This is a genomic window from Bradyrhizobium sp. (genome assembly GCF_016219575.1).
In the GTDB taxonomy this organism is placed as follows: domain Bacteria; phylum Pseudomonadota; class Alphaproteobacteria; order Rhizobiales; family Xanthobacteraceae; genus Bradyrhizobium.
In genome coordinates, this window is record NZ_JACRMG010000029.1 from 35,222 (window position 1) to 59,295 (window position 24,074).

The window sequence follows — 24,074 nt, forward strand, 5'->3', positions numbered from 1 at the left end:
CTGCCGCGGTGAACTTCGGATGGAGATTGATACTAACCCATTTCGGCTTGCAATTGAGATGGGTCAATCCGGCCGGGCGCTGCTGGTCGACCGCGGCCCGTGGCCCGTCACAGAGCCGGCAGCGCCGAGATGAAAACGTTGATCGTGCCCTCGCTCTCCGCAATCACGCGCAGCGTTTTTGAATCGAAGGCGATGTCGGCGAGTTTCAGGCTGGTGACCTCCGCCGTGACGCGCACGCCGTCCTCGCTCCTCTGCAAATCGGCGATCGCGGCGGCGATCTTCTTCTGCGCATTGCCGGCAAAGGGCTTCAGGTCCACCATCGCCTTTTCCGCCAGCACCCGCTGCAGCTGCGGCATCGCCGTGCGCGCCGCGGCGCCGAGCAGGCCGAAGGCCGCTTCGGACTCCACTGCCACCTCGATGGAATCGAGCCGCAGCGTCTGCCGCGCCGGATCGAGCACCGGCACGCCCCAGATGTGTACATAGGCCTCCGCGCCGAAGCCGAAGTAGCTCTTCTTCTCCCTGGCGTAGACCAGCAGCGTGAACAGCAGCCGGTCGCCGGAGGCCGCCACGCTCGCCTTCTTCACGGTCACGCCGACCGGGGCCGAGCCGTCCTCCGGAAACGTCTTTCCGGCAAACTGCGCCTCGACGATCTTGTTGATCTCGGTGAAAGGCAGGTCGATCGGGACGGCGATGTTGACGCCGCCTCTGGTCGCCGGCCCGATGGCCAGCGTCGCCGGGAACGGGCAATCCGGCTTGGTCTCTGCCGGCGTGATACGCGTCTCCGCCTCGATCCCCATGGTCAGTATCATCGCCGAGGAATCGATGCGCGGCTGCGCCGCTATCGCCCGCGTCGGTTTCAGTTCGAGCCACAGCGGGGGAAGGCCCGAGCCGCCGGTGCCCTGCAGCGGGATCGAGCGGCAGGCCTTTGCCCATTGCTGGCGCGCATTCTGCTCGAAAGCCGGATCGTTCTTCAGCCGCGCCTGCGCCGCCGCAAGCTGGTCGGCGACCTGCTTGTCGATGATGGGCTTGACCTGCGCCGGCACGCTGATGCGCGCGCCGGCCGCCTGCAGGCTGGTGTCGCCGAGGTTCACCTGCGCGGCCAGATTGGGCTCGATGCGCCAGTTGGCGGCGAGCCGCGGCCGCGAGGTGACGACCACGTTGCCCCTGATCTCGCCGCTGACGTTGAGATTCTTGATGTTGATGCTGCCGATCTGCTTGGCGGCATTGGCGCCGAGCAGGCCGCCGATCGCGTCGTTCACCGCGCCGCCCGCCTTCGACGACAGCGAGCCGGTGACGTTCAGCGTCCCCGTCAGCGGCGTGGTCAGCGACAGCGCGTCCTGCACGCCCGTCACCGCGATCGGCCCGCGCGAGGCGGTCCAGCCGATGTCGGCGTTCTGCAGGACCTGCGACACCGGATTTTCCGCCTTGCCGCCGAAGGTGCGCGCGGTAGAGCGCTCGGCGGCGTCGCGGATCGCCATCAGCGAAATCGAAACCGGCGCCATCACGCGCGAAGATCGCGTCGCCGGCGGCAGTGGCGGCAGCGCGGCCAGCACGGGCGCCTTGCCGCCGCCGCGCGGCGACAGGAAGTCCATGGCCTTGAGGCTGACGAAGAAGGAAGCCACGACCACCGCGACCGCGATCAGGATCGTCTTGAGACTGAAATCCAGTTCCAGGTGTCTCAGCTTCAGGCGTTTGAGATCCAACTTCAGGCGCATCGTCCCCCCGGAATCGGTCCGGATTTTACAGGCGGGGGCAGGGGGGCGCCAGAGCAGGCCAGGACCAGTGGCCGCCTTGCGAACTCACAATAGTTCGACGTCATGCCCGGGCCTAGCCGTCTGAAGGACGGCGTCGCTTCCGCTCGCCTATGCCCGGGCATCCACGTCTTTGGTACCACACGCAAGAAAGACGTGGATGGTCGGGACGAGCCATGACGAGAAACAATCCGCACAAAACAAGAATGGCGCCGCGGGGGCGCCATCTTGTTTCAATTGAATTCGGTGCGATCAGCGAATGCTGAGATCGGCGCGGCGGTCCATCGGCAGCACGATCACCTTGGTGCCGACGTGAACGCGGGAGTAGAGATCCGTCACGTCCTCGTTGGTCAGGCGCAGGCAGCCGGACGACACGCGGGTGCCGATGGTGTGCGGCGCGTTGGTGCCGTGGATGCGATAGATGGTGCCGCCGAGATACATGGCGCGGGCGCCGAGCGGGTTGCCGGGGCCGCCGGCCATGTGGCGCGGCAGATAGGGCTGGCGGGCGATCATCTCCGGCGGCGGAGTCCAGTCCGGCCATTCCGCCTTCTTGACGATGGTCTGCGTGCCCGACCAGGTGAAACCTTCGCGGCCGACGCCGATGCCGTAGCGCATGGCCTGGCCGTTGCCCATGACGAGATAGAGATAGGTGTTCGGCGTGTCGATGATGATGGTGCCGGGCGCTTCGCGGGTCGGATAGTTCACGACCTGGCGCTTCAGGCGCGCGGGCAACTCGTGCGGCACGGCGGCATCTTCGTCATCCGGCACGGCCTGCGCCGGAGGCGGCGCATATTGCTGCTGCGGAGCGAAGAAGGGAAACAGCGGCAGCGGAGCGGCCGCGGCGGAAGAGGTGAAGGCAATCGCGCCGATCGTCAGCGCGCCCAAAGCGGCGGCAACGAGCTTCGCATTCAGCTTGGCTGAGTTGAACATTGTCGTCCCCTGTTACTTGCGCCCTTGCGCACCAGTCCCCGGTGCGTCGTTGGGAACAGCAATACAGATGAACCGTTTCGGGACGTTTGCACGAAACCGCCAAAATGGTTTCGTCGGATTAACCAATTGTTTCATCGTGCGGGCGGGCGACGACACATTTCCGCGAGCCTCGCGGGCGATCCGGCCACCCCTTAGCGCAGGCTGTTCGGCGGCTTCTTGCCCTTGGGCGGCGCCTGCACGGGCGGGGTCCGCCGCGGCAGTTGCAGGGCCGGCCGGCCGGTAAGACCCGGCTGCTGCAATGCGGGCGCGCCGGGCTGCCTGAACTGGCCGCCCTGCTGCGGCAGGGGTTGCGGCCCGCCCGGCTGCTGGAATCGCGGCTGATTTAACGGCGGAGTTCCGGCGGGCCCGCCCGGCCTGGGCTGGCCTGCGATCGGTGCGCCTTGTTGCGGAGCGCCGGCTGGCGAGCCGACCTGTCCGGGCGTGCCGGGGGTCTGGCCCGGCCGCGGCGGCAGGCCCGGACGTGGCGGCCCGCCCGGCTGCTGGCCGGTCTGCTGTCCGGGCTGTCCCGGCTGCCGGTTCGGCTGGCCGAGCCGGCTAGGCTGACCCGCGCGCGGCGGCTGACCGGACTGCTGTGGCGAGCCGGGTTGCTGCAAGCCTTGCCGGCCGGGCGCGCCGGGCTGCTGCCGGCCCCGACGGTCCTGCAACCCCGGCTGTTGCGGCTGGCCGGGCTGACCGTTCCGCCTGAACTGGCCGGGTTGTTGTCCGGGCTGGCGGATCGGCCGGTTCGGATTGACGAAGGTGGGATTGGCGCGGCGGAAGGCGCGCTGCTCGTCGAACACGCGGCGGCCGAGCGTCTGGGTGGAGTGCGCGAGGCGCACAAAACCCTGGTCGCGCTGCATCATCTGCGGCGTGATCGCGATCGGCACCGCGGCGAAGCGTGCCCCGCCGATGCCGGGCCGGATGGTGAAGCCGCTGGCGCCCTGACTGAGAAAGCCGAGCCGCGCGCCGGCGCGGTCGTTGACCTCGATGCGGCCGACGCGGCCGTCGGCGTCGGGATAAAGCTTGATGTTGACGTTGTTGGCAGGGCTGGCAGCCGTCGTGCCGGCCGGCACCTCGACCAGGCCCGAGGTGCCGCGGATGCCGAGCGTCGCCGTCGGCGTCGTGATCTGCATGTTGCCGGTCTTGGCAACCTGCGCGGCGACGAAAGCGACGGTGCCCTTGGCGACGTCGAACAGGCCGGAATTCTTCTTGCCGCCTTCCTCGTAGACGAAATCGTCGATGGTGATCTGCGAGCTGGCCTTGAGGTTGAAGGTGGTGCCGTCGCTGAAGGTGATGCCGAGCGCCGAATTCGCCGAGGTCTGCACGACGTCGTTGAGATAGATGTCGTCCTTGAGCGCCAGCGGGATCTGCTTGTCGTTGCGGGTGACGCTGGCCTTGCCGCTCAAGGTGGCGACGTTGCCGATCGGCTCTTCCGCCTGCTGCGCATCCGCGGCCTGCGCGGGCGCTGCGGCGGGGGCTTGGGCGGCCGGCGCCTGCGCGGCGGGCTGCGCCTGCGCCACCTGCACGGCACCGGATTCCGCGCGCGCACCATCGGCGCATGCGAGGCCGGCCAGCAGCAGGAGCGCGAAGGATAACCAGCGCCGCATCACAAGGGAGATTCCAGACCAGGCGGAGACGAAACAGAAGAGGAGGCGATTTCATTCGGTCCCGGCTGAATGCGGGATGAATGGGCTGTTGTTCTCACGCTCCCGAAAAGCGATCAAGCGCCACGTCCGTCGGGACATGGCGCTTGAACAGGTCGGCGAAAAATGTCAGCCGCGCTTGTGCGGGTTGATGTTGAGCGGCTGGTGCGGCTTGCCCGTGGGCGGATAGTTCACCGGCGTCGGCGCGGGCTCCATCTTGCGGAAAACCGACTTGCAGCCGTCGGAGAGCTGCGCGCGCTTGGCGACCATGCAGGCGGTGACGCGGTCGACGTCGGGGATGGCGTCGCTGCACAGCCGCATCGCATCGCCCGTGCAGAGCTGCTGCTGTTCCTGGGTGTAGGCCAACGAAGCCGTCGTCATCAGGCCGAAAGCGAGAAGGCTTGCGGCCACGAGCTTGCTGCCGCGGAAAACCGAACCGGTGGATGTCATGGAAGTCCCCTTGAGTATGCGCCCCGAGATGCGTCGCCCGACGTCTCTCGTCACGCAGCAAGATAGGCGGCCCCGGTTTCGGGAGTTTTTCGTGGAAGGGGCGAAATTGTTTCGTCGCCGGCAAGATTTGTTTCATCCCTCGGCGGGTAGGGGTTTCTTAACCAGGCCGGCAGCCGGCAAGGTAAAGGCCCCGCGGTCTTGCGCGGGGCCTTTTGCCGATGATTGTGCTCAGCTGACCCGCTTCCAGGTCTGGCCGCCGCAGAACATGCCGCCGAAGGCGCAACCCTGGACCCGCAGCGCGTTCGGGCCGCGCATCGCAATCGTCGAGTCGTAGTTGCGGCCGGAGTCCGGATCGTGAATGCGGCCAACCCACTTGTTCTCGGACGGCTTCATGTTCATCAGGATGCGCTCATTGGTCTTGACCGCATAGCCGCACAGATTGGGGCCGCACTGCTCGATACGCACATTGCCCTTGTTCTCTTCGGTCGCCCACACGCCGAGCGGCGAGTTGGCGACGACAACCGGCGCAGCGGCGACGGGCGCCGGCGCGGCGGGAGCGGGGCTGGCGGCAACTGGCGCCGCAGCAACCGGAGCCGGGGCCGGCGTGACGTCATTGGTGACGACGGGCGCGGCGGCGACGGGGGCCGGAGCCGGAGCGGGCTGGGCCGCAACAGGCGCTACCGGGGCCGCAGCCACGGGAGCCGGAGCGGGCGCAGTCGTGGTGGCCGGCGCCGTGGTGGTCGTGGTCGCGGGCGGCGACACGTCGTCGTCCTTGTCCTTCGAGCCAAAACCCTTGAGGTCGATATTGCCGAGCTTGCCCTTGAAGCCCGGCGCAGAGACCTGGATGCAGGACAGCGAGTTGCAGCCGCGCGGCGATTCGATGTGAACGCGCTGGCCGTCGATCTGGAAGGTGACACCGCCGCCAGCCTGGGCAGAGGTGGTCGCCAAGAGCAGCGCCGTGGCGGCGGCGAAAACGAGCTTGTTCATGTGAGCCTCCTGGGGGCTTGAATGAGATGCCGGACCCTAGGCTCAGTCGCACGCCCCTTCAGTGACGTTCGTCACAACGAGGCGGTTCCCCCGGGCCGGGTGATTTGAATCACATTCAAACCGGGCAGTTCCCGCCACAGTCTCGCCATTGCTCGGGGAGGCTCCGATGAAACGGCTTTACGGTCTCATGGTGCTGATGGCGGTCAGTTCGTCCGCCGATGCGGGAACGATCTCGTTTTCGGTTGGAGGCCATCGCATCCGCATCGAGGCGCCGCGCGGTTGCAGCTCCTCGTCCTGTGCTTCCATCTCCATTCCAGGCGTCTATGAATCCCGCAGGAAGCGCGACGACGACACGCGCGACGTCGTTGCATCGCCGCCTCCGCCGCTACCGGCTGCTCCGGCGCAAGTCGCGCCGCCGCCTGCACCCGCTCCCGTTCAGCAGTCGGCACCGCCGCCGTCGAGACCAATTATCGCTACCGCTCCCGCCCCGGCTCCGCTCGCCGTCTACAGGCCGGCTGCCGCAACGACGCAGGAAGTAGCGCCCCCGCCACTGCCCCCGGTGCCGCAGGCGCCGACGCCAGCGATCGTTTCGCAGCCCTGCACAATGCCTCCCGCCGACAGGCCGGAAAATAGTGCGAGGCCCGCCCCGCCGGTGCTGAAGGTTCTGCATGAGGAAGATCCCGACTCTCCGCTCGGCGACTGGCAGACCGAAGGCAAGGGCATGGTGCGCATCGCCGAATGCGGCCGCGCGCTGTGCGGCTATGCCATCAGGGAAGGCGACAGCGAGAAGGGCGAAGCCATCCTGATCAACATGAAGCCGAAATCGGACGTGCAGTGGCGCGGCAGCGTCTACAGCAAGGACTCCGGCGACACCTATTACGGCACGATGCGCATGAAGGGCGCGAACATGCTGCGGGTCGAAGCCTGCGCCTTCAGCCGCTTCTATTGCAACGGCAACAACTGGACGCGCATCACCAGGCCCGAGCGCATGATCACCTCGCGCCAAACCGCGCAGGAGCCGCGTACCTGACGAAAGTTTGACGTCATCGTCTGTCGACGAAGGCTCGCTTCCTGGCGTCGTAGCGGAACGGCTCGTTCGCCTTGTCGAGACGCTGGTTGATATAGGCCTCGGCCTTGATGAGGATGTCGTTGTAGCCCGGCGGAGCGTTCGGATCGGTGCGCAAGTAGTCAGCGACAATGTCATTGAGCAGTGCGTTGCGCCGCTTCGTTTCGACATCCGGCGTTACCGCGCCTTGTCCACGCAACTCGGCCGATGCGATCGCGCAAAGGGCAATCGCGCTGATCAATGCCGGCAGCGGACGCGGTGCTCTCATTCTTTCCTACAGAAATGAAAAAGCCCGGCGGTAGCAGCCCCGCCGGGCCATTGAATCCAAGCCTGCTTGTCCGGGTCGGACTGGGGAGATAGGCTAGAACACTCCCAGCACGATGGCGCCAACGAATGCGAAGGCGACATAGGCGGTAACAACGCTCAATCTGCTGACCAAAGTCATGGATGACTCCCTGGTTCACGTCGTGCCCGCATTAACGATAAAGGCTAGCAAGGCGTTCCCGGCCAAAAAAGTCAGGTTCCCTGTCTATCCGGCTTGTCCACAGCCGGGACCGGGCTGCCGACGTGGTTAAATATCCGTGAAATCAAGGCGTTGAAGAGTCCTTAAATAAATTCGCCGAACTTGCGCGGATGACGCGCGGAGTTCGTTTGTATCTCGTCGGCTCCCTTGTCCTTGTTTCGCTGGCAGGCTGCGGCCGTGGATTCTTCCAGGCTGAGCGCGAGCCATGGCGGGCCGAGGCGGAAGTCGCCTGCCTGAAATCGGGCGCGGTGAAGGAGGGACCGGATCGCGTTCGCGTCGAGCCGATCGCCGGCCCCGGCATGTGTGGCGCGGAATATCCGCTGAAAGTCGCCGCGCTCGGCGATGGCTCGGGCGCCTTCGGCTTTGCCGACGATCTGCGGCCGCCGGCATCGATCGGCAACCAGCCGCGCTGGCCGGTCGCGCAACCCCAGGCCGCGCCGCAAAACTATCCGGGCACCTATTCGAACAATGCAGTGCGGCAGCCGACCTATGCTGCGCCGCCGAACGGGCCGATCTCGCTCGCGCCGCCCGGCGTGGTGCAGCAGGACGACGACGTCGATCTGCCGCCGCCGCGCGCGCCCGACCTGCGCCAGCGCGCGCCTTATGCGAATGCGCCGTCCTATCCGCCGCGCGCTTCGGCGCCTTACCCAGAGCGGCAGGAACTGCCGCGGCTCGGTCCGTCGCGCGGCGATCCCGTCGGCGCGGTCGGTCCGATCTCGGTGAAGCCAACGGCGACGCTGGCCTGCCCGATCGTCTCCATGCTCGACCGCTGGTTTGCCGAGTCGGTGCAGCCGGCCGCACAGCGCTGGTTCGGCATGCGCGTGGTCGAGATCAAGCAGATCTCGGCCTACTCATGCCGCGGCATGAACGGCAATCCGCACGCGCATATTTCCGAGCACGCCTTCGGCAACGCGCTCGATATCGCCGCCTTCACCCTCGCCGACGGAAGGCGCGTCACCGTGAAGGACGGCTGGCGCGGCCTGCCAGAAGAGCAGGGATTCTTGCGCGACATCCAGGGCGGGGCGTGCCAGCTGTTCAACACCGTGCTGGCGCCTGGCTCGAATGCGCAACATGCCGATCACTTCCATGTCGACCTGATGCGCCGCTCCTCCGGCCGCGTCATCTGCCAGCCCGCCGCCGTCTCCGGCGAGCAGGTCGCCGCGCGCGCCGGCCGGCGCGGGCCCCATGTGCGCGATTCCTGGATCACGGGATCGCTCGGCGGCAGGAAGGCTGTGCATCGCCACAAGGCGAGCAAGGTCAACGAGGAAGACGAGTTTCAGGACGATTAGGGCGCCGCTCGGATATTCGCTCAGTTTGCCGCACTGACCTTTTCCGCACCGTCCGCGCAGACCGATGCGATGATGCGGCAGGTCTTGCCCTGTTTGCGACAACCGGCCAGCGCGTCCGCTCTGGCTTGCGCGATGCTCCCGCGCGCCACGATCGCCCAGCTTGTCTCCGAATGGGCAAAGACGCCGCACTCCGTGCCGAAGAAGCTGATCTCGGTCGGGCATAACGAACCGTCGGCGCAGGAGGCCTGGGCACTCGCCACCGCGGCCTTGCGCGTATCCTGCGACCAGGCCATGCCCCATTTGCTGGTCGCTCTCGAATAGACGATGGCGCCCCACGGCTTCAGGGCGCCGACATCGCGAAGCCGCCGCAGCAGGCCCTGGTTGATCTCGCCGGTGGATGCGAGCTTGCTGGCCTGCTCGAACTCGCGAACGGCCTGGCGCGCCGGTCCGCCGATCGGTCCGTCGAGCGGGCCGGGGTCGAAATTCAGCTCGTAGAGTCGCTCCCGAACCTCCCGGATCAGGACCGGGTCGGAAAGTTCGACGCGGTCGTCCGGTTGCGCGATGCCGGCCGAGTTGAGCGCGGCGGTTTTCTGCTGCCGCAGCATGATCGTGGCGATATCGGCAAAGACGCCCTTCGGGTAACGATTGAGATAGGCTTGGAACAGCTGCGGGTTCTTTTCGTTCTTGATGGTTTCCCAGAATGCAAGCTCGAGCCTGGCCTCGTCGACGGGCTTGGCGGTATCCGCCGAGGGCTTTTCGGTGCCGGGAACGAGGGAAACCGTCGATCCGCCGAGCGAGCCATAGACGAACGGCTCCTGCCGGTTCCTGGTCGTTCTCATCACCTCGTCGCGTATCTTGCCAAAGGCCAGCCGCACGTCGAGACCGGGGGAGGCAACGTATTTCAGCAATGCCGCCGTGAACGGGCTGTTCAGACCGTCCCCGTCGGCGGCGACCGATCCCGCCTTGGCCGAATAGGCGATCAGCGTATCGGACACGGCCGGCTCGACCTTCGCCAATCCGCGCGTGACCGCGCGCGTTCCCAGGGTCCGCTTCATCGAACTGGCGAAGGGGTTGTCGCGGCAGGCGTCAAGGATGACGAGCCTCAGCCGTTTCACCGGATCGAGCACCCGGAGAATGCGATCCAGCGGGACCGCCTCGTCGTCGGCGTCGATGTCCCGCTTGAGCACGGCGTCGACGGGAATCATGTAGTTGTTGCCGTCTACCTCCATGCCGTGGCCGGCATAGTAGACCACCGCGACGTCGGCGTCGGCCGCGACTTCGGAAAAATTGCTGATCGCCCTTCGCATCTCTGTGACGCCAAGGTCCGTTCTGGCTTCGACGACGTCGAAGCCGGCGCCTTTCAGCAGCGCCGTGACGGCGGTGGCGTCGTTGACCGGATTCGCGAGCGCGGGGACGCTCTTGTAGGCCGAATTTCCGATCGTCAGCGCGACGCGCTTGTCGGCAAGCGCCGAAGTCGGCGCATGGCCGAGGGCGAAGAGCACGGCGGCAAGAACGGCGCTGCGGATGCGCACCGTGGAAGGGCTCGAACGCCGGTTCAAATCAGGCATGTTCATGCCAGCATCCTATCCATGCGGACGTACCGCTCAAGCCGCACCCGGCCTAGTTACAGCGCAGGCTGATCGTCTTCTGGTACCCCGCCTCCGGCGGTACGGATGCACTGCGAACGCGGCCGTCGCCGCAGCGCCATTCGGCAATATAGTTCTCGCCGCAAAAGCGCTTGGGATCGCCGATGATCTGCCAGTCGATGAGGTAGTCGCAACTGGTCCTGCCGTTGCAGGCCTGCGCCAGCTGCCGCGTCGCATTGCCTCGCGGCGCGCCGCAGTTGCCGCCATACGTTGCCGAAGTCACGACCACACCTGCTTCAGTCCGTCGCGGCGCACTGCGCGAATCCTTCGCGACGGGCGGCGCCGTATCGGTGGAAGCGCCGGTAGCCGACTTCTCCGTCTTGCCGATGCTGCCGCCGGTCGAGCCGGCCTGCGCAAACGCGCTGGATGAGAGAGCGAGCGACAGCACGGCGCCGCTGGCAGCGATTGCAGCGAAGGAGCGGATATTCATTCGAGTCGGGCTTGCCTTCCGCTTGGCGGTCATCGGATGTCCTCGGGACGCGGCGCGTTCTTCATCGATAGCCCGGATGGTTCGATTGAACAAAATCCGGACGATCGTGCCGCCTTGTCAAGGGTTCGATCGATCCGGCAGTTGCAACATTCTCCGCGGCAGATAGTGTCGATGCCGGAGAGTGAAACATGACGGGGATCAACGCGACCGGCCGTCTCCTTGCGGCGGGACTCTTGTCCGTGACGCTCGGATCCATTGCCGTCAGCCCCAAGGCGCTTGCCCAGGCCGGCTCGACCGGCGGGACGATCGGAAAGACCGACAAGTCGGAAACCGGAAGCGACCGGACGCCTTCGACGCGGCCGGCGCCCCAATCGCGCAAGCAGGACGACTCTTCCCGCAATGTCGGGGCCTCCCCGTGCAGCAGGATGCCGGGAAGCTGGTCGTGGTTCAACGGCATCACCGTCGTCATCAAGCCGGACGGCACCGCGCAGGGAGGGCCTCACACGGCGAAGTGGTCGTGCACGAATGGCAGCGTCGTGATGCTCTGGAGCCACGGCTATACCGACCGGCTCAGCCTTTCCCGGGACGGCAGCCACCTGCAAGGCACCAACGGCTTCGTCACCGTTTCCGGGGACCGCAGATAGGATCGGGCCGTTTGCGGCAATCGTCGCGGCAGGGCAACGGCTTGATGTTGATGTGGCTCAAGGCTGCTCCCTCGCTGTGTGAGAGTCTTGCTGGCGAGGCGATCCGGAGCCAGCATGGAATCGAACGCTACGCAGGCTGAAACGGCGGACAGGTCGATCCTGCCTGCCGCATATGCTGCTCCGGGGCAGCGGGTGCCCGCCCGCGCCCTTCGCCTTGGCGGCCGTTTCAGGCTGACGGGCATCGAGACCGGCGACTTCGACCAGGCGGAGACCCTCGGGACAGCGCCGCTGCAGCTGCGCCTTCGCAGCGGAGGGTTTGCCGCGCTGTTTCCCTACGGCACCGTCGTCGTCATCGGTGTCTCGCCCGCGGCGGAAGAAGCCTTGCTGCACAGACTGGCCGATCGCGTCGAGGGCCGGCTGGGCGCGCCGGCCGTGGTTGCGACGGAGATCGAGATCGGCACCGGCGCGAAAATATCGGGCGACGTCATCACGGTCCGCGATCTCTCGGCATCGTCCCTCTATATCGTGGCCGACGCACTCGCCAAGAATGCAGCCCTTGCATTCGAGGAAGAAGAGGTCCGCAGGGTGCTCGAGGTGCTCGAGCCCTTCGCCAGCGATCTTGCCGACACCGGCCGGCTGCCGCGCAACCGGCGGCGGATGCTGCGCACGGTGGGACACGCGCTGCGCACCCACCATCGGCTGATCGAGCGCGTCGAAGTCGAGGACAGGCCCGAGCTTCTGGACGACGGCGATGCCGACCGCTTGCATGATGTGCTGGCCCATGCCTGGCATTTCAAGAAGCGGGCCAAGGCACTGTCGCGACGACTCTCCGTCATCGAGGTGATGACGTCGGCGCTCACCGAGCTGATCGACGCGCAGCGCGAGATCCGGCTGGAGGCGCTGATCGTGCTCCTGATCGCGCTGGAAATGTCGGTCTACTTCTACGAGCTGTTCATCCGTGGCGGGTGACGGCCCGGTCTCGCGGTGGCTGCGTTGCGCTCATTTCGCCAAGGCTCCCAGCAAGTCGCGCACAAGGCCGTCCAGCAGATCGAGCTTGTAGCCCGTCATCGGCAGCGGCTTCGCGCCCGTGGCGGCGAGCTTCGCCGCGTTGGCGATGGTCGCTTCGGTCGGCGGCCGGCCCTCGAGCGCTGCTTCTGCCGCCTGCAGCCGCAGCGGCACCGGCGCAATTCCGCCGGCCGCGATGCGGACGAAGCGGAACGCACCGTCGGCGATCACGGCGCGCGCGCAGATTTCCACCAGCGGCCATTCGGCGTAGCTGCGGCTGATCGCCCGCTTGTAGAGCGCGCGCTCGCCTTGCAGCGGAGTGGGCAGCACGATGCTGCGGATCGTCTCGCCCGCTTGCAGCGCGTGATCGGCGCGGCCGTCGGAGCCGTTGCCGAGCAACTCGGCGATCGACAGCGCCTTGCGGCGGTCGGTGCTGACGGTGGCCTCATAGGCCAGCAGCGCCGCCGCCATCGAGGAGGGATGCGGCGCGACGCAGGGGCCGAGATCGAAGGCGACGCCGTAGAGATGATTGCCCGCGCGTGCCGGGCAGTCGCTGCCGCCCTTCTTCAGGCAGGCGATGTGCGGATTGCGATAATACCAGCAGCGCGAGCGCTGAGCGAGGTTGCCGCCGAGCGTGGCGAGGTGACGGATCTGCGGCGTGGCGAGGCCGAGCGCGGTGGCGGCGACGCCGGGATAGGCGTCCTTGATGCGCGTGTCGGCCGCAATTGTCGCAATCGTCGCGAATGCGCCGATGGTGGCGGCGCCGTCGGCGCCCCAGACGATGCCGTCATCGCCGGGCAGGACGAGATCGACGACCGGGCCTTTCGATACGCCGGTGCGTCGGCGTTCGGAAAGGTCAGTGCCGGCGGCGCGGAATTCACCCGCTGCTGTCATGGTGGCGGCCTCGCTCATGCTGCGCTCCTTGCGTTGAGGGCGGCGACAATGCGCGCCGGGGTAATGGGTGTTTCCGTCAACCGGACGCCGATCGCGTCACGAATCGCGTTGGCGATCGCCGGCGACGTCGGCACGGTCGCGACCTCGCCGATGCCGACGCTGCCGCCCATCACGTGATCGAAACCGGCTTCGTCGAAATGCACGTCGATCTCGGGCGTGTCGGCGATGCCGGGAATGCGGTAGTCCTCCATGTTCGACGTCAGCACATGGCCGCTCTTCGCATCGGTCTCGCGCGCTTCATAGAGCGCATAGCCGATGCCCTGGATGACCGAGCCGGTCGCCTGGCTGCGCGCCAGCGCGGGCGCGGCGATCCTGCCGACGGCGATACCGGTATGCACGCCGAGCACGCGGACATGGCCGAGCCAGGTATCGACCTCGACCTCCACGACCTGCACCGAGCTCGGCACTCCGGCGCCGATCGCCAGATTCGAGAAGCGCCGCATCATCCAGCCGAAGATGATGCCGATGAAGCCGGCGTCCCGCAGCGGCGAGCGCACGCCCGGCGCCGTTGGCTTGCTGTCTTCGGGGCGCACGCCGTTGGCGGAAAGATCGGGCGAGGCCGCGAGCAGCTCGCGCCACGGTGCGTTGGAGCCGGGCGCAGGCATGCGCTTGGCGCTGCGCTCGATCGCGGCCTTGAGCTTCTGCACCGCGATCAGCGTCGGCGGGATCACCGAAGCGGTGACGCGGCTGCCGCCGGCGCCCGGTCCCTCCGGCAAGCGGGAATCGCCGATCCGCACCTCGACCTCATGCGGCTCGATCCCGAACGCGTCCGCGACCGTGTTGGCGATGACGGTGCGGCTTCCCTGGCCGATATCCTGCGTCGACGTGCTGGCGACGAGGCGGCCGCCCTTGACGGCGACTTCGATGCTGGAGCCGGGCTGCCAGATGTAGAGCCAGTATCCGCTGGCGACGCCGACGCCGCGGCGGTAGCGGCCGGTCTGCGCGGGGCCGTTCTTCCTGTTGCGCCAGACATCGAGGCCCAATGCCCAGTCGTAAAGTCGCCGGCGGTTGGGGTTGGTGTCCCATCGCTTGCGCAGGGAAATCGGATCGACCTTCATTCGCAGTGCGGCTTCATCGACGGCCTGCTCCAGCGCGAATGCCATCGGCGGTCCGCCGGGTCCGCGGAACGGCGCGCCGGGCGGCAAATTGCTGATGACGTCGAAGTCGGAGAGCTCTTTCGCCTCGGCCGGGTAGATCAGTCGCGCAAGCCCCGCGAGCGTCGAGTTGGTGGCTGCACCGGTGTCCGCATAGGCGTTGAAAGTCAGCGCCTTCAGTGCTCCCTCCGGCGAGGGCAACAGCGCGATCTGCATCTCGGCCGCCGGCCGATAGCCGGTGACGGAAAGTTCTTCATGGCGATCGAACACGACCCGCACCGGCGCCTTGGCGGCGCGCGCGAGCTCGATCGCCGCAATGGTCTCGGTGCCGAGGCTCGCCTTGGAGCCGAAGCCGCCGCCGACGTGATCGGCGATGACGCGCACCTTGTCATGCGCCATGGCGAAGCGCTTGGCGATCAGCTCGGCCAGATGAAACACTGCCTGAGTGGACACGTGCACGGTGAGGCGGTCGCCCTCGAAGCGCGCCACGGCGGCATGCGGCTCGAGACAAGTGTGCTGCTGCGTGGCGGTGCGGAACGTCGCCTCGAACAGCAGCGGATCCTGCGCGTCCCGCGCGCTGCCGATCCAGCTTCGCGCTTTCTTCGCCTTCTGCGAGAACGCCGCCGAGGGCCCGCGCAAATTTCCCTTCCAGGGCGCAGGCCCTCCGGCGCCCTCGGAAACGTTGCCCGCCTTCTTGCGGCTCGACTTGTCGAACACAACAGGCGCATCGGGTTTGCGCGCGTCGTCGAGCCCGACCACCGCCGGCATCGGCTGGCTCGTCAGCCTTATCGACGCGATCGCGGCCAGCGCGGTCTTGCGGTCCCTGGCCGCGACGGCTGCGACCGGCGCGCCGACGAAGCGGACGACGCCGTCGTCGCCGAGCAGCGAGACCGCGGCGATCACGCCGGGAATGGCGCGCGCGGGCGCAAGATCGACGTTCGTAATTTCCGCGTGCGCGACGTTGGAGCGCAGGATGACGCCTTCGAGCTGGCCGTCATGCCTGATGTCGACGGTGTATTTCGCCGCGCCAGTCACTTTGGCGCCGGCCTCCACGCGCGGCGGCTGGACGTCGCGGCCGTCGAACTGCCCGGCGCAGGCGGCGGCGACCGCGTTGAAGATGCCTTCATAGGCGCCGCATCGGCAGAGATGCCCGGACAGCGCCGCGCCGATCTCCTCGCGCGACGGCACGGCGATGCCGTTCGCCGCGCGCCAGCGCTCGAAAAACGCCGTCGCCTCGACGATGAAGCCCGGCGTGCAGAAGCCGCATTGCAGCGCGTCGTGCGCCATGAAGGCCTTCTGGACCGGATGCAGGTTGGCCTCGCCGATGCCCTCGACCGTGGTCACGGACTTTCCGGCCGCGGCCTGCGCCGGCAACAGGCAGCTTGCCACCGGCACGCCGTCGAGCAGCACGGTGCAGGCGCCGCAGACGCCCGAGCCACACACGAGTTTCGTGCCGGTGAGGTCGAGCCCGTCCCTGATGACGTCGACCAGCAGCGCGTCGCGGTCCTCGGGGAGGGCGGCGGATTTTCCGTTGATCGTCATGGTGCTCATTTGCGGGCTCCTGCTTTGCGGCGGACAAGACGGATCGATTTCGGCCTCGCGGGCTTCGGCGGCGCGACGGCGCCCGCGATCAGCGTGCGCAGCATCGCCTCGGCATCGCGCAGAAAGGCGTCGGCAGGGCGCATCGAGGGGTGCGCGGACTTGGCGCCATTGACTGCGAGCTCGATATAGCGCGCGAGCTTTGCGGCGGTCATGCCGGGGGCGAGTGCCAGCTTCTCGCGCCTTGCGGCGCGTTCGATGGTGGCAGCCACCTGTGCGTCATGCAGCGCCGCGTAGTGCTGATAGAGATCGCGCGCCTGCAGCAAGTGCTCGGAAAACAGCTCTTCGACATGCGGCGAGCCGTCGAAGGAAGCGATGAACGCCTTCAGCCGTGCAGCAACCTGTGCGACCAGGATGTCGGCGAGCGTTTTCCCCGCGGCTTCGGCGCGTTCGGCGGCCTTGGCGCCGTCGGCGAGTGCGACGTCATGCACGCGCTCGATCACGGCGCGGAACAGCGCTTCCTTGGACTTGAAGTGATGATAGAGCGCCTGCCGCGTCAGGCCCGCGGCCTCTGCCGTCTCCTCGATCGAGGAACGGCGGAAGCCGTGGCGGCGGAACACCGTCATCGCAGCTTCGAGAATGCGGTCGCGCGCGCTCATTTGACGAATTTGACACTCTTGGTCAAAACGTCAAATCACGGTTTTGCTACGGGAAGCCCGGCCGCCCGGATCGGCTGTGCGATCAATCCTTTGCGCGATATGCCGCAAGGAACATCCGCACCGCGCTGTCCGCTACCTCGCTGATGCGCGCGGCCGAGGGCGCGGGCTCCGCCTGGAAGACGAAGGGCAGGAACAGGCCAGCCTGGCACACCATCATGAATTGCGAGGCGGCGAGCCGGCAGTCCGATATCGCGAGGTCGCCCGGCTTGACGTGCGCTTCGAGATAGGCGGCCAGCCGTGTGATGTTCAGATCCAACACGTTTTCATAATAGCGGCGGCCGACCTCGGGCATGCGTTCGGCAATCGCCATCACGGTGCGGATCGCAGATCCCCCGCCGGGACGGCACAGCACGCCGATGTAGGCGCGGCCGAATTCGCGCAGCGTGGTCTCGGCATCGCGCGAGGGATCGAAATTGAAGGCGGTCTTGCCCTGCTCGATCTGTTCCTCCTCGAGGATCGCCTCGAACAGGCGGTACTTGTCGGCGAAGTAGACATAAAGGGTGCCCTTGGAGACGCCGCAGGCACGCGCGATCTCGCCCATGCTGGCGCCGTCAAAGCCGAGATCCAGGAACACCTTGCGCGCGCCGTCGAGAATCTGGCGGCGCTTGGCGCTTGCCTCTTCGCCGGAAGTCGGATGCTGACTCGGATGGACTGCAACCATTGGTTTAGCTTCTGGGAAAAGATTCCGCGGCGGCGAAGGGCTCGATAGGGGGGTCTTGCCCTATGGTTCGTTCAATACAAATGTACATTGACCGAACCGTTCGGTCAATGATAATTTGTCTTCTGGCAAGGTGGCAGGAAGCCAGGTCGGCTTATGTCGGTGCGCCGTGACTTCGTTTTGCAAGGAGGCCGCAATGGCCGCGACGAGAGACCAGGCCGCCCGCGTGATCCGGCCCGATGCCGACACTGCGGAAGGCGACGCCGTGGGCCATACGCCATCGGGACTCGGCGAGCAGCTTCGCAGCCATGTCGCGGATGAGACCAGGCGTGTTCCGGCTGAGACACCGAACGCGCTGCCGGGCGCGAGGCCTGCCGGTGCGCCGGCTGCAGCGCCCGCGGCCGACACGCCGAAATCGGGCAAGCGCAAATTCGTCGCCATGGGCGTTATCGGCCTGCTCGCGCTCGCCGCCGCCAGCTACGCCGTCTATTTCGTCTTCGTCGGCCGCTTCTACGTCTCGACCGACGACGCCTATGTGCGCGCCAACAACACCATGCTCGGCGCCCGCGTCGCGGGCCACATCACCGCGGTCGTGCCCGGCGACAACAGCATCGTGAAGAAGGGCGAAACCGTCTTCCGCATCGACGACGGCGACTATCGCATTGCCGTGGATTCCGCGCGCAGCCGGATCGCGACCCAGCAGGCGACTATCGACCGCATCGGCCGCCAGGTCACCGCGCAGGAAAGCGCGGTCGAGCAGTCGCGGGCGCAGCTCGTCTCGGCGGAAGCGGCGCTGAAGCGCGCAGGGCTCGACTTCGAGCGCCAGCAGCAGCTTTCCACCAAGGGCTTTGCCTCGCGGGCCACGTTTGAAGTGTCCGAAGCGAGCCGCGACCAGGGCGCGGCGGCGGTGAAATCCGCACAGGCCGCTTACGACGCCGCGCGCGACAATGTCGAGGTGACCAAGGCGCAGCAGAACGAGGCGCGGGCGCAGCTCAGGGAATTGCAGGCCGCGCTTGCGAAAGCCGAGCGCGATCTCGACTTCACCCATGTGCGCGCGCCGGTCGACGGCACCTTCTCCAACCGGCTGGTCAATGTCGGCGACATGATCCAGGCCGGCCAGCGGCTCGGCAATGTCGTGCCGCTGGACGAGGTCTTCATCGACGCCAACTACAAGGAGACGCAGCTCAAGCGCATCCGTCCCGGCCAGCCCGTGACTATCAAGGTCGACGCCTACGGCTTCCGCAAGTTCAAGGGCGTCGTCGACAGCATTTCGGCCGGCGCAGGCTCGGTGTTCACGTTGCTGCCGCCGGACAACGCCACCGGCAACTTCACCAAGATCGTGCAGCGCGTTCCGGTTCGCATCCGCGTGCCGAAGAGCGTGGCGAGGCAGCATCTGCTGCGCGCCGGCATGTCGGTCTATACCACCGTCGATACCCGTGAAGGCGCGCACGACGCCGACGACGAAGCTGATCTGGACTCACCCGGGACGGTGAATTCGAAATAGTCGGGGCCGCGGATCATGGCCGACGCCACCACTGCACCGCCTGCAATGATGAACCCGGCCGCGGAGTCTGAACGGATTCCGCCAAAGCGGCTGCTTTGCTTCCTCATCATGGTGTTCGGGATGTTCATGTCCATCCTGGACATCCAGATCGTCTCGGCCTCGCTCAACGAAATCCAGGCCGGCCTGTCGGCGAGCCAGAGCGAAGTGTCGTGGGTGCAGACGTCGTACCTGATCGCCGAGGTGATCGCGATCCCCTTGTCCGGCTTCATGTCGCGCGCGCTCGGCACGCGGCTGCTGTTTGCGATCTCCGCGTCCGGCTTCACCATTGCGAGCTTCTTCTGCGGCTTCGCCTCGACCCTGGAGCAGATGATCGTCTGGCGCGCGATCCAGGGATTCCTCGGTGCCGGCATGATCCCGACCGTGTTCGCCTCCGCCTACACGGTATTCCCGCGCAGCAAGTTCCACATCGTCGGTCCCATCATCGGGCTGGTCGCGACGCTGGCACCGACCATCGGTCCGACGGTCGGCGGCGCGATCACCGACTGGATGTCGTGGCACTGGCTGTTCTTCATCAACATCGTGCCCGGCATCGGCATCACCATCGGCGTGCTGATCCTCTGCGATTTCGACCGGCCGGATTTCAAGCTGCTGCAGCATTTCGACTGGTGGGGCCTGTTGTTCATGGCGGGTTTCCTCGGCACGCTGGAATATGTGCTGGAGGAGGGGCCGCGCTATGAATGGCTGCAGGACACCTCGATCGCGGTCTGCGCCGCCATCTGCGCGATGTCGGCCATCGCCTTTTTCTGGCGCGTGCTGACGGCGAGGGAGCCGATCGTCGACCTCACTACGTTCGCCGACCGCAATTTCGGCATCGGCTGCCTGATCGCGCTGTTCATCGGCGTCGGCCTCTACGGTCTCACCTACATGTATCCGCGCTATCTTGCCGAAGTGCGCGGCTACAGCGCGCTGATGATCGGCGAGACCATGTTCGTCTCGGGGATCACCATGTTCCTGGTGGCGCCGATCATCGGGCGCCTCATGACCAAGATCGACATGCGCCTGATCATCGCGTTCGGCCTGATCGTCTTCGCACTCGGCTCCTACCAGATGACCTGGATCACCAAGGACTACGATTTCTGGGAGCTGTTCGTGCCGCAGGTGCTGCGCGGCGTCGGCATGATGTGCGCGATGGTGCCGACCAACACCATTTCGCTGGGAACGCTGCCGCAGGAGCGGGTGAAGAACGCTTCCGCTCTGTTCAACCTGATGCGCAATCTCGGCGGCGCGATCGGGCTTGCGGTCATCAACCAGGTGCTGAACGAGCGCACCGACCTGCACATCGCGCGGCTGCACGAGCGCGTCAACTGGGGCAACGCCACCGCCGTCGAAACGCTCAACATGCTGACCCAGCGCATGCAGGGCATGGGCGATTCGACGCTGATGGCGCTGAAGCAGCTGTCGCAGATCGTGCACCGCCAGGCCGCCGTGATGGGCTATGGCGACGCCTTCTTCCTGCTGACGGTGTTCTACGTCGGCCTCAGCCTGCTGGTGCTGCTCTTGAACAAGCCGTCCCCCGCCGCGCTCGGCGGGGGCGACGCAGGGCATTAGTCCGCAATCGAACTGATCCGCCTCGAAGGCCCGGCCTCAGCGGCCCAACATGTAGTTGACGCCGACGCGGAAAACGTGGCCGTCGAAGCGTGTGTTCGAGTTTGACGCCGCCGTGATGATTCCACCGCCTGAAAAATTGGTCGGGCCGACATTCTGTGCAAGCACGCCGTTCGCGTAGGTTACCGAGCCCAGGTCGTAATAGAGGTATTCAAGCTTGGCGTTCCAATTCCTCGCGAACATCCACTCGAGGCCGGCACCGACGGTGTAGCCTGCTCGCAATCCCGACGATGATCCGGCGATAGCTGACGGCGCCGGTGGAAAGCCGCCCGGGTCGAACCCGGCCTGGAAGATCGAGGTGCTCGAGTTTGCACCGCCGTAGGCCAGGCCGCCCGTGCCATAGATCAGCACGCTTGGCGTGACGATTCCGCCGAGACGTCCACGCAACGTTCCGAGGTAGTCGAGGCTGCGCGACGCCGTGATCTGCGTCCTCCAGAACTGTCCGGGAATGTTGGTGGGCACGATGGTGGTGACGCTCCCGCTTTCTCGGAGCGACGACCACTGGATATCGGTTTCGATACCGATCAAGAGAGATGGCGACGCAAGATAATTCCAGCCGAGTTGCGCGCCGCCGATAAAGCCGCCGTTCCCCTTTCCGATCCGGGATCTCGCGCCGCTGGCCACACCAGCGACTTCGACGGGGTCGGTGCCGGTACCGGGCGAAATGATGGTGGCGTCGGTGCTGACGAGCGAACTGGCGGGTTCGAGATAGCCGGCGTTCAATCCGACGTACCAGCCGCTCCAGCTATTGGGGGCGGCGACCTTGGCTGGCATCTTGACCGGCATATCGGCCGCAACGCCAATCCCACCCACGGCGAGGCTCAGTCCCATCCCGGCCAGAACGGCCAAACCGACCTTGCGCATAAGTGTAGCCCCCAACGATCGTTATCACTCTCGTTGGTACGCGGAGATGTTTCTCCTGTATACTTTTCATGGGCTCCGGCGATCGGTTGCGCGAAGAACCCGTTCTCATGTGGCTGCTCGGCAACGGAAACATATTTCCATTTGTGCGCCAATGACGAGCAAATTGCTTGTCGCGCGCCTACGCGTTGAGGACGGGTGCGCCCGCCGTCACATCAATCCGCCTCGAACGCCGAGCTGTAATCCTGCTTCAGCGCGGGATCCTGCTCGCTCTTCTGCAGCACGCAATTGCCGATCACGAGCACGTCGAGCTCGTTGCCCATGAAGCAGCGGAAGGCGTCTTCCGGCGTGCAGACGATCGGCTCGCCGCGGACGTTGAAAGAAGTGTTGACCAGCACGGGGCAGCCGGTCAGCTCCTTGAAGCGGCCGAGCAGGCGGTGGAACAGCGGGTTGGTGTCGCGGTGCACGGTCTGGATGCGGGCGGAATAGTCGACATGCGTCACCGCCGGGATTTCCGAGCGTGACACGTTCAGCTTGTCGATGCCGAACAGCGCCTGCTCTTCCGCGCTCATCTGGCGGCGGCGATCCTCGCGCACGTCGGCGACGATCAGCATATAGGGGCTGTCGGATTTCAGGTCGAACCATTCGGCGACGTCCTCGCGCAGCACGGCCGGCGCGAAGGGGCGAAAGCTCTCGCGGTACTTGACCTTGAGATTGAGGTTCTTCTGCATCGCAGGCGAGCGGGCGTCGCCCAAGATCGAGCGCGCGCCGAGCGAGCGCGGGCCGAACTCCATGCGGCCCTGGAACCAGCCGACGGCTTTCTGGTCGGCGAGCGCCTGCGCCGTGGCGTCGATCATCGCGGCTTCGTCGAGCACGGTGAATTTGGCCTTCGCCGCGGCCAGCCGCCGCTCGATGTCGGCCTGCGCATATTGCGGGCCGAGATAGGCGCCGGCCATGCCGTCCGCGCCGTTGCTCTTGCGCGGCTGCGCTGCGAAGCCGTGATAGGCGGAAAGCGCCGCGCCGACCGCGCCGCCGGCGTCGCCCGCGGCGGGTTGAATCCAGATATTGTCGAAATGGCCGTCGCGCAGCACCTTGCCGTTGGCGACGCAGTTCAGCGCCACGCCGCCGGCGAGGCACAGATTGCGCGATGCCGTCTGCTTCGCGATGCTGCGCGTCAGCCGCAGCACCGCCTCGTCCAGCACCGCCTGGATCGATGCCGCGACATCCATGTGGAACGACGTCAGCAATTGATCCGGCGTGCGCACCGGCTGGCCGAACAGCTTTGCGAAGCGTTCGTTGGTCATGGTGAAGCCGGTGCAGTAGTCGAAATAGGAGAGGTCGAGGCGGAACGAGCCGTCGGGCTTCAGGTCGATCAGGTGATCGAGAATGAGCTTTGCGTATTTCGGCTCGCCATAGGGGGCGAGCCCCATCACCTTGTATTCGCCGGAGTTGACCTTGAAGCCGGTGAAATAGGTCGCGGCGGAATACAACAGGCCCAGCGAATGCGGGAAATGGATCTCCTGGAAGATTTCCAGCTTGCTGCCGTCGCCGGTCGCGGCCGACGTCGTCGCCCATTCTCCGACGCCGTCCATGGTGAGCACGGCCGCGCTCTCGAACGGCGAGGGATAGAAGGCCGATGCGGCGTGGCTGAGATGATGCTCGCAGAACAGCAGTCTTGTGCGGTCGAACTCCGGCGCGAATTTCTTCAGCTCGTCCGTGAGCAGGCTCTTCTGGAACAGCTTTTCCTTCAGCCACAGCGGGATCGACATCTTGAAGGAAGCAAAGCCGCGCGGCGCCAGCGCCACATATGTCTCAAGCAGCCGCTCGAATTTCAGGAACGGCTTGTCGTAGAACACGACATGGTCGAGTTCCTCCGCCGCAACGCCGGCCTCGGCAAGACACCAGGCGATGGCGTTGTGCGGGAAGGAAGGATCGTGCTTCTTGCGGGTGAAGCGCTCCTCCTGCGCGGCGGCGACGATGCGGCCGTCCTCGATCAGTGCCGCGGCGCTGTCGTGATAGAAGGCTGAGATTCCGAGGATGCGCATCGTCTGCTGGATCGCGTCGCTCAGAACAGCGTGTAGATGAACGGTGCGATCGCCGAGCCTTTGGTAAGCACGACGAGGCCGCCGAACACCACCATCATGATCAGGATCGGCAGCAGCCAGAATTTCTTTCGCACGCGCATGAAGCGCCAAAGTTCTTTCAGGAAATCCATCTCTCTCGTACTTTCTAGAACTGATCCTTCATGGTCTCCGGCGACGGCCCGGGCGGCGCGCGCACGATCCAGTAGCTTGCGGCATCGGGCTCGCGCTTCAGCCGCAGCAGGTCCTTGCCCATCGCGCGCGCGATCAATCCGGTCGGCAGCACCGTGCCGTAGAACAAAAGCGCCATGATCACGGGGTTGACGATCCGGTGCAGCAGCAGGCCGAATTTGAGCCAGAGGCGGTTGAGCGGATTGAGCACCGCCGGCCGAGCCAAGGCCGCGACCAGGAACGCGGCGGCGAGCCCGGCCGTCCACTGCCAGATCCGCCCCGCATGCCAGCCGTTCAGCGCCGTCACCACCGCGAACGCGCCGGCCATCACCAGCCCGAACGAGCGGTCGGAGCCGGCGACGATCTCCTCGTCGCGTTCAAAGGCCTCGTGGGTGGATGGGGCGCGGTTGGTCATCTGGGAGGTT

General features: G+C 66.2%; 22 protein-coding genes. 6 read left to right on the plus strand and 16 right to left on the minus strand.

Translation table 11 applies throughout. The features are described 5' to 3' along the window. Positions 1 to 107 precede the first annotated feature (107 nt). The 5 genes from HZB49_RS22820 to HZB49_RS22840 form a co-directional block, all read right to left on the minus strand. Positions 108 to 1,673: a DUF4403 family protein gene (locus tag HZB49_RS22820; protein ID WP_291615787.1), complete on the minus strand. Its 1,566-nt coding sequence runs from the start codon at positions 1,671 to 1,673 to the stop codon at positions 108 to 110. Between the two features lie 330 nt (positions 1,674 to 2,003). Then, positions 2,004 to 2,681 carry a L,D-transpeptidase gene (locus tag HZB49_RS22825; protein ID WP_291615414.1) on the minus strand — a complete coding sequence of 226 codons (678 nt, stop codon included), beginning with the start codon at positions 2,679 to 2,681 and terminating at the stop codon, positions 2,004 to 2,006. A gap of 191 nt (positions 2,682 to 2,872) precedes the next feature. Next, complete coding sequence (locus tag HZB49_RS22830) at positions 2,873 to 4,327, minus strand: FecR domain-containing protein (RefSeq protein ID WP_291615416.1); 1,455 nt, start codon at positions 4,325 to 4,327, stop codon at positions 2,873 to 2,875. 165 nt (positions 4,328 to 4,492) lie between these two features. After that, a complete protein-coding gene (locus HZB49_RS22835; RefSeq protein ID WP_291615417.1) occupies positions 4,493 to 4,813 on the minus strand; it encodes a hypothetical protein in 321 nt (106 codons plus the stop codon). A gap of 228 nt (positions 4,814 to 5,041) precedes the next feature. Next, on the minus strand, positions 5,042 to 5,800 hold the full coding sequence (locus HZB49_RS22840) for a DUF2147 domain-containing protein (RefSeq protein WP_291615419.1): 759 nt from the start codon (positions 5,798 to 5,800) through the stop codon (positions 5,042 to 5,044). 166 nt (positions 5,801 to 5,966) lie between these two features. Between HZB49_RS22840 and HZB49_RS22845 the strand changes: the two genes are divergently transcribed. Further along, the gene (locus HZB49_RS22845) at positions 5,967 to 6,830 is read left to right on the plus strand and encodes a DUF2147 domain-containing protein (RefSeq protein WP_291615421.1); all 864 of its coding nucleotides are present in this window, start codon (positions 5,967 to 5,969) and stop codon (positions 6,828 to 6,830) included. 13 nt (positions 6,831 to 6,843) lie between these two features. On the opposite strand, the gene HZB49_RS22850 is transcribed toward HZB49_RS22845, so the two are convergent. After that, entirely contained in the window at positions 6,844 to 7,134 is a 291-nt protein-coding gene (locus HZB49_RS22850; RefSeq protein ID WP_291615422.1) for a hypothetical protein, read from the minus strand. A 365-nt stretch (positions 7,135 to 7,499) separates the two neighbouring features. On the opposite strand from HZB49_RS22850, the gene HZB49_RS22855 reads away from it, so the two are divergent. Next, the gene (locus HZB49_RS22855) at positions 7,500 to 8,678 is read left to right on the plus strand and encodes an extensin family protein (RefSeq protein ID WP_291615424.1); all 1,179 of its coding nucleotides are present in this window, start codon (positions 7,500 to 7,502) and stop codon (positions 8,676 to 8,678) included. 20 nt (positions 8,679 to 8,698) lie between these two features. On the opposite strand, the gene HZB49_RS22860 is transcribed toward HZB49_RS22855, so the two are convergent. Continuing rightward, positions 8,699 to 10,252: a caspase family protein gene (locus HZB49_RS22860; RefSeq protein WP_291615426.1), complete on the minus strand. Its 1,554-nt coding sequence runs from the start codon at positions 10,250 to 10,252 to the stop codon at positions 8,699 to 8,701. A gap of 46 nt (positions 10,253 to 10,298) precedes the next feature. Beyond that, a complete protein-coding gene (locus tag HZB49_RS22865) occupies positions 10,299 to 10,787 on the minus strand; it encodes a hypothetical protein (RefSeq protein ID WP_291615428.1) in 489 nt (162 codons plus the stop codon). A 155-nt stretch (positions 10,788 to 10,942) separates the two neighbouring features. Here HZB49_RS22865 and HZB49_RS22870 point away from each other — a divergent pair, with 155 nt between their 5' ends. Continuing rightward, positions 10,943 to 11,398: a hypothetical protein gene (locus HZB49_RS22870; RefSeq protein ID WP_291615430.1), complete on the plus strand. Its 456-nt coding sequence runs from the start codon at positions 10,943 to 10,945 to the stop codon at positions 11,396 to 11,398. 114 nt (positions 11,399 to 11,512) lie between these two features. Beyond that, positions 11,513 to 12,367 (plus strand): RMD1 family protein, encoded by an 855-nt coding sequence (locus tag HZB49_RS22875; RefSeq protein WP_291615432.1) that lies wholly within the window; start codon positions 11,513 to 11,515, stop codon positions 12,365 to 12,367. A 30-nt stretch (positions 12,368 to 12,397) separates the two neighbouring features. On the opposite strand, the gene HZB49_RS22880 is transcribed toward HZB49_RS22875, so the two are convergent. The 4 genes from HZB49_RS22880 to HZB49_RS22895 form a co-directional block, all read right to left on the minus strand. After that, positions 12,398 to 13,315 (minus strand): FAD binding domain-containing protein, encoded by a 918-nt coding sequence (locus HZB49_RS22880; RefSeq protein WP_291615434.1) that lies wholly within the window; start codon positions 13,313 to 13,315, stop codon positions 12,398 to 12,400. Further along, a complete protein-coding gene (locus HZB49_RS22885) occupies positions 13,312 to 16,002 on the minus strand; it encodes a molybdopterin-dependent oxidoreductase (RefSeq protein ID WP_291615436.1) in 2,691 nt (896 codons plus the stop codon). The genes HZB49_RS22880 and HZB49_RS22885 overlap by 4 nt, the downstream gene beginning before the upstream one ends. Next, the gene (locus HZB49_RS22890; RefSeq protein ID WP_291615438.1) at positions 15,999 to 16,649 is read right to left on the minus strand and encodes a TetR/AcrR family transcriptional regulator; all 651 of its coding nucleotides are present in this window, start codon (positions 16,647 to 16,649) and stop codon (positions 15,999 to 16,001) included. Before HZB49_RS22890 ends, HZB49_RS22885 begins: the two co-directional genes overlap by 4 nt. Positions 16,650 to 16,731: 82 nt before the next feature. Next, entirely contained in the window at positions 16,732 to 17,370 is a 639-nt protein-coding gene (locus HZB49_RS22895; RefSeq protein WP_291615440.1) for a TetR/AcrR family transcriptional regulator, read from the minus strand. Between the two features lie 193 nt (positions 17,371 to 17,563). On the opposite strand from HZB49_RS22895, the gene HZB49_RS22900 reads away from it, so the two are divergent. Further along, entirely contained in the window at positions 17,564 to 18,871 is a 1,308-nt protein-coding gene (locus HZB49_RS22900; RefSeq protein WP_291615442.1) for an HlyD family secretion protein, read from the plus strand. Positions 18,872 to 18,886: 15 nt separating this feature from the next. Then, positions 18,887 to 20,479 carry a DHA2 family efflux MFS transporter permease subunit gene (locus tag HZB49_RS22905; protein ID WP_291615444.1) on the plus strand — a complete coding sequence of 531 codons (1,593 nt, stop codon included), beginning with the start codon at positions 18,887 to 18,889 and terminating at the stop codon, positions 20,477 to 20,479. Between the two features lie 36 nt (positions 20,480 to 20,515). Here HZB49_RS22905 and HZB49_RS22910 read toward each other — a convergent pair whose 3' ends face one another. The 4 genes from HZB49_RS22910 to HZB49_RS22925 all read right to left on the minus strand — a co-directional run bounded on the left by HZB49_RS22910 (position 20,516) and on the right by HZB49_RS22925 (position 24,064). Beyond that, positions 20,516 to 21,400, minus strand: a complete 885-nt coding sequence (locus HZB49_RS22910) for an outer membrane beta-barrel protein (protein WP_291615446.1) — start codon at positions 21,398 to 21,400, stop codon at positions 20,516 to 20,518. A gap of 212 nt (positions 21,401 to 21,612) precedes the next feature. Beyond that, positions 21,613 to 23,442: a carbamoyltransferase gene (locus tag HZB49_RS22915; RefSeq protein WP_291615448.1), complete on the minus strand. Its 1,830-nt coding sequence runs from the start codon at positions 23,440 to 23,442 to the stop codon at positions 21,613 to 21,615. Between the two features lie 20 nt (positions 23,443 to 23,462). Then, positions 23,463 to 23,612 (minus strand): DUF5989 family protein, encoded by a 150-nt coding sequence (locus tag HZB49_RS22920; protein WP_212224791.1) that lies wholly within the window; start codon positions 23,610 to 23,612, stop codon positions 23,463 to 23,465. A gap of 14 nt (positions 23,613 to 23,626) precedes the next feature. After that, positions 23,627 to 24,064 carry a hypothetical protein gene (locus HZB49_RS22925; protein WP_291615452.1) on the minus strand — a complete coding sequence of 146 codons (438 nt, stop codon included), beginning with the start codon at positions 24,062 to 24,064 and terminating at the stop codon, positions 23,627 to 23,629. Positions 24,065 to 24,074 lie beyond the last annotated feature (10 nt).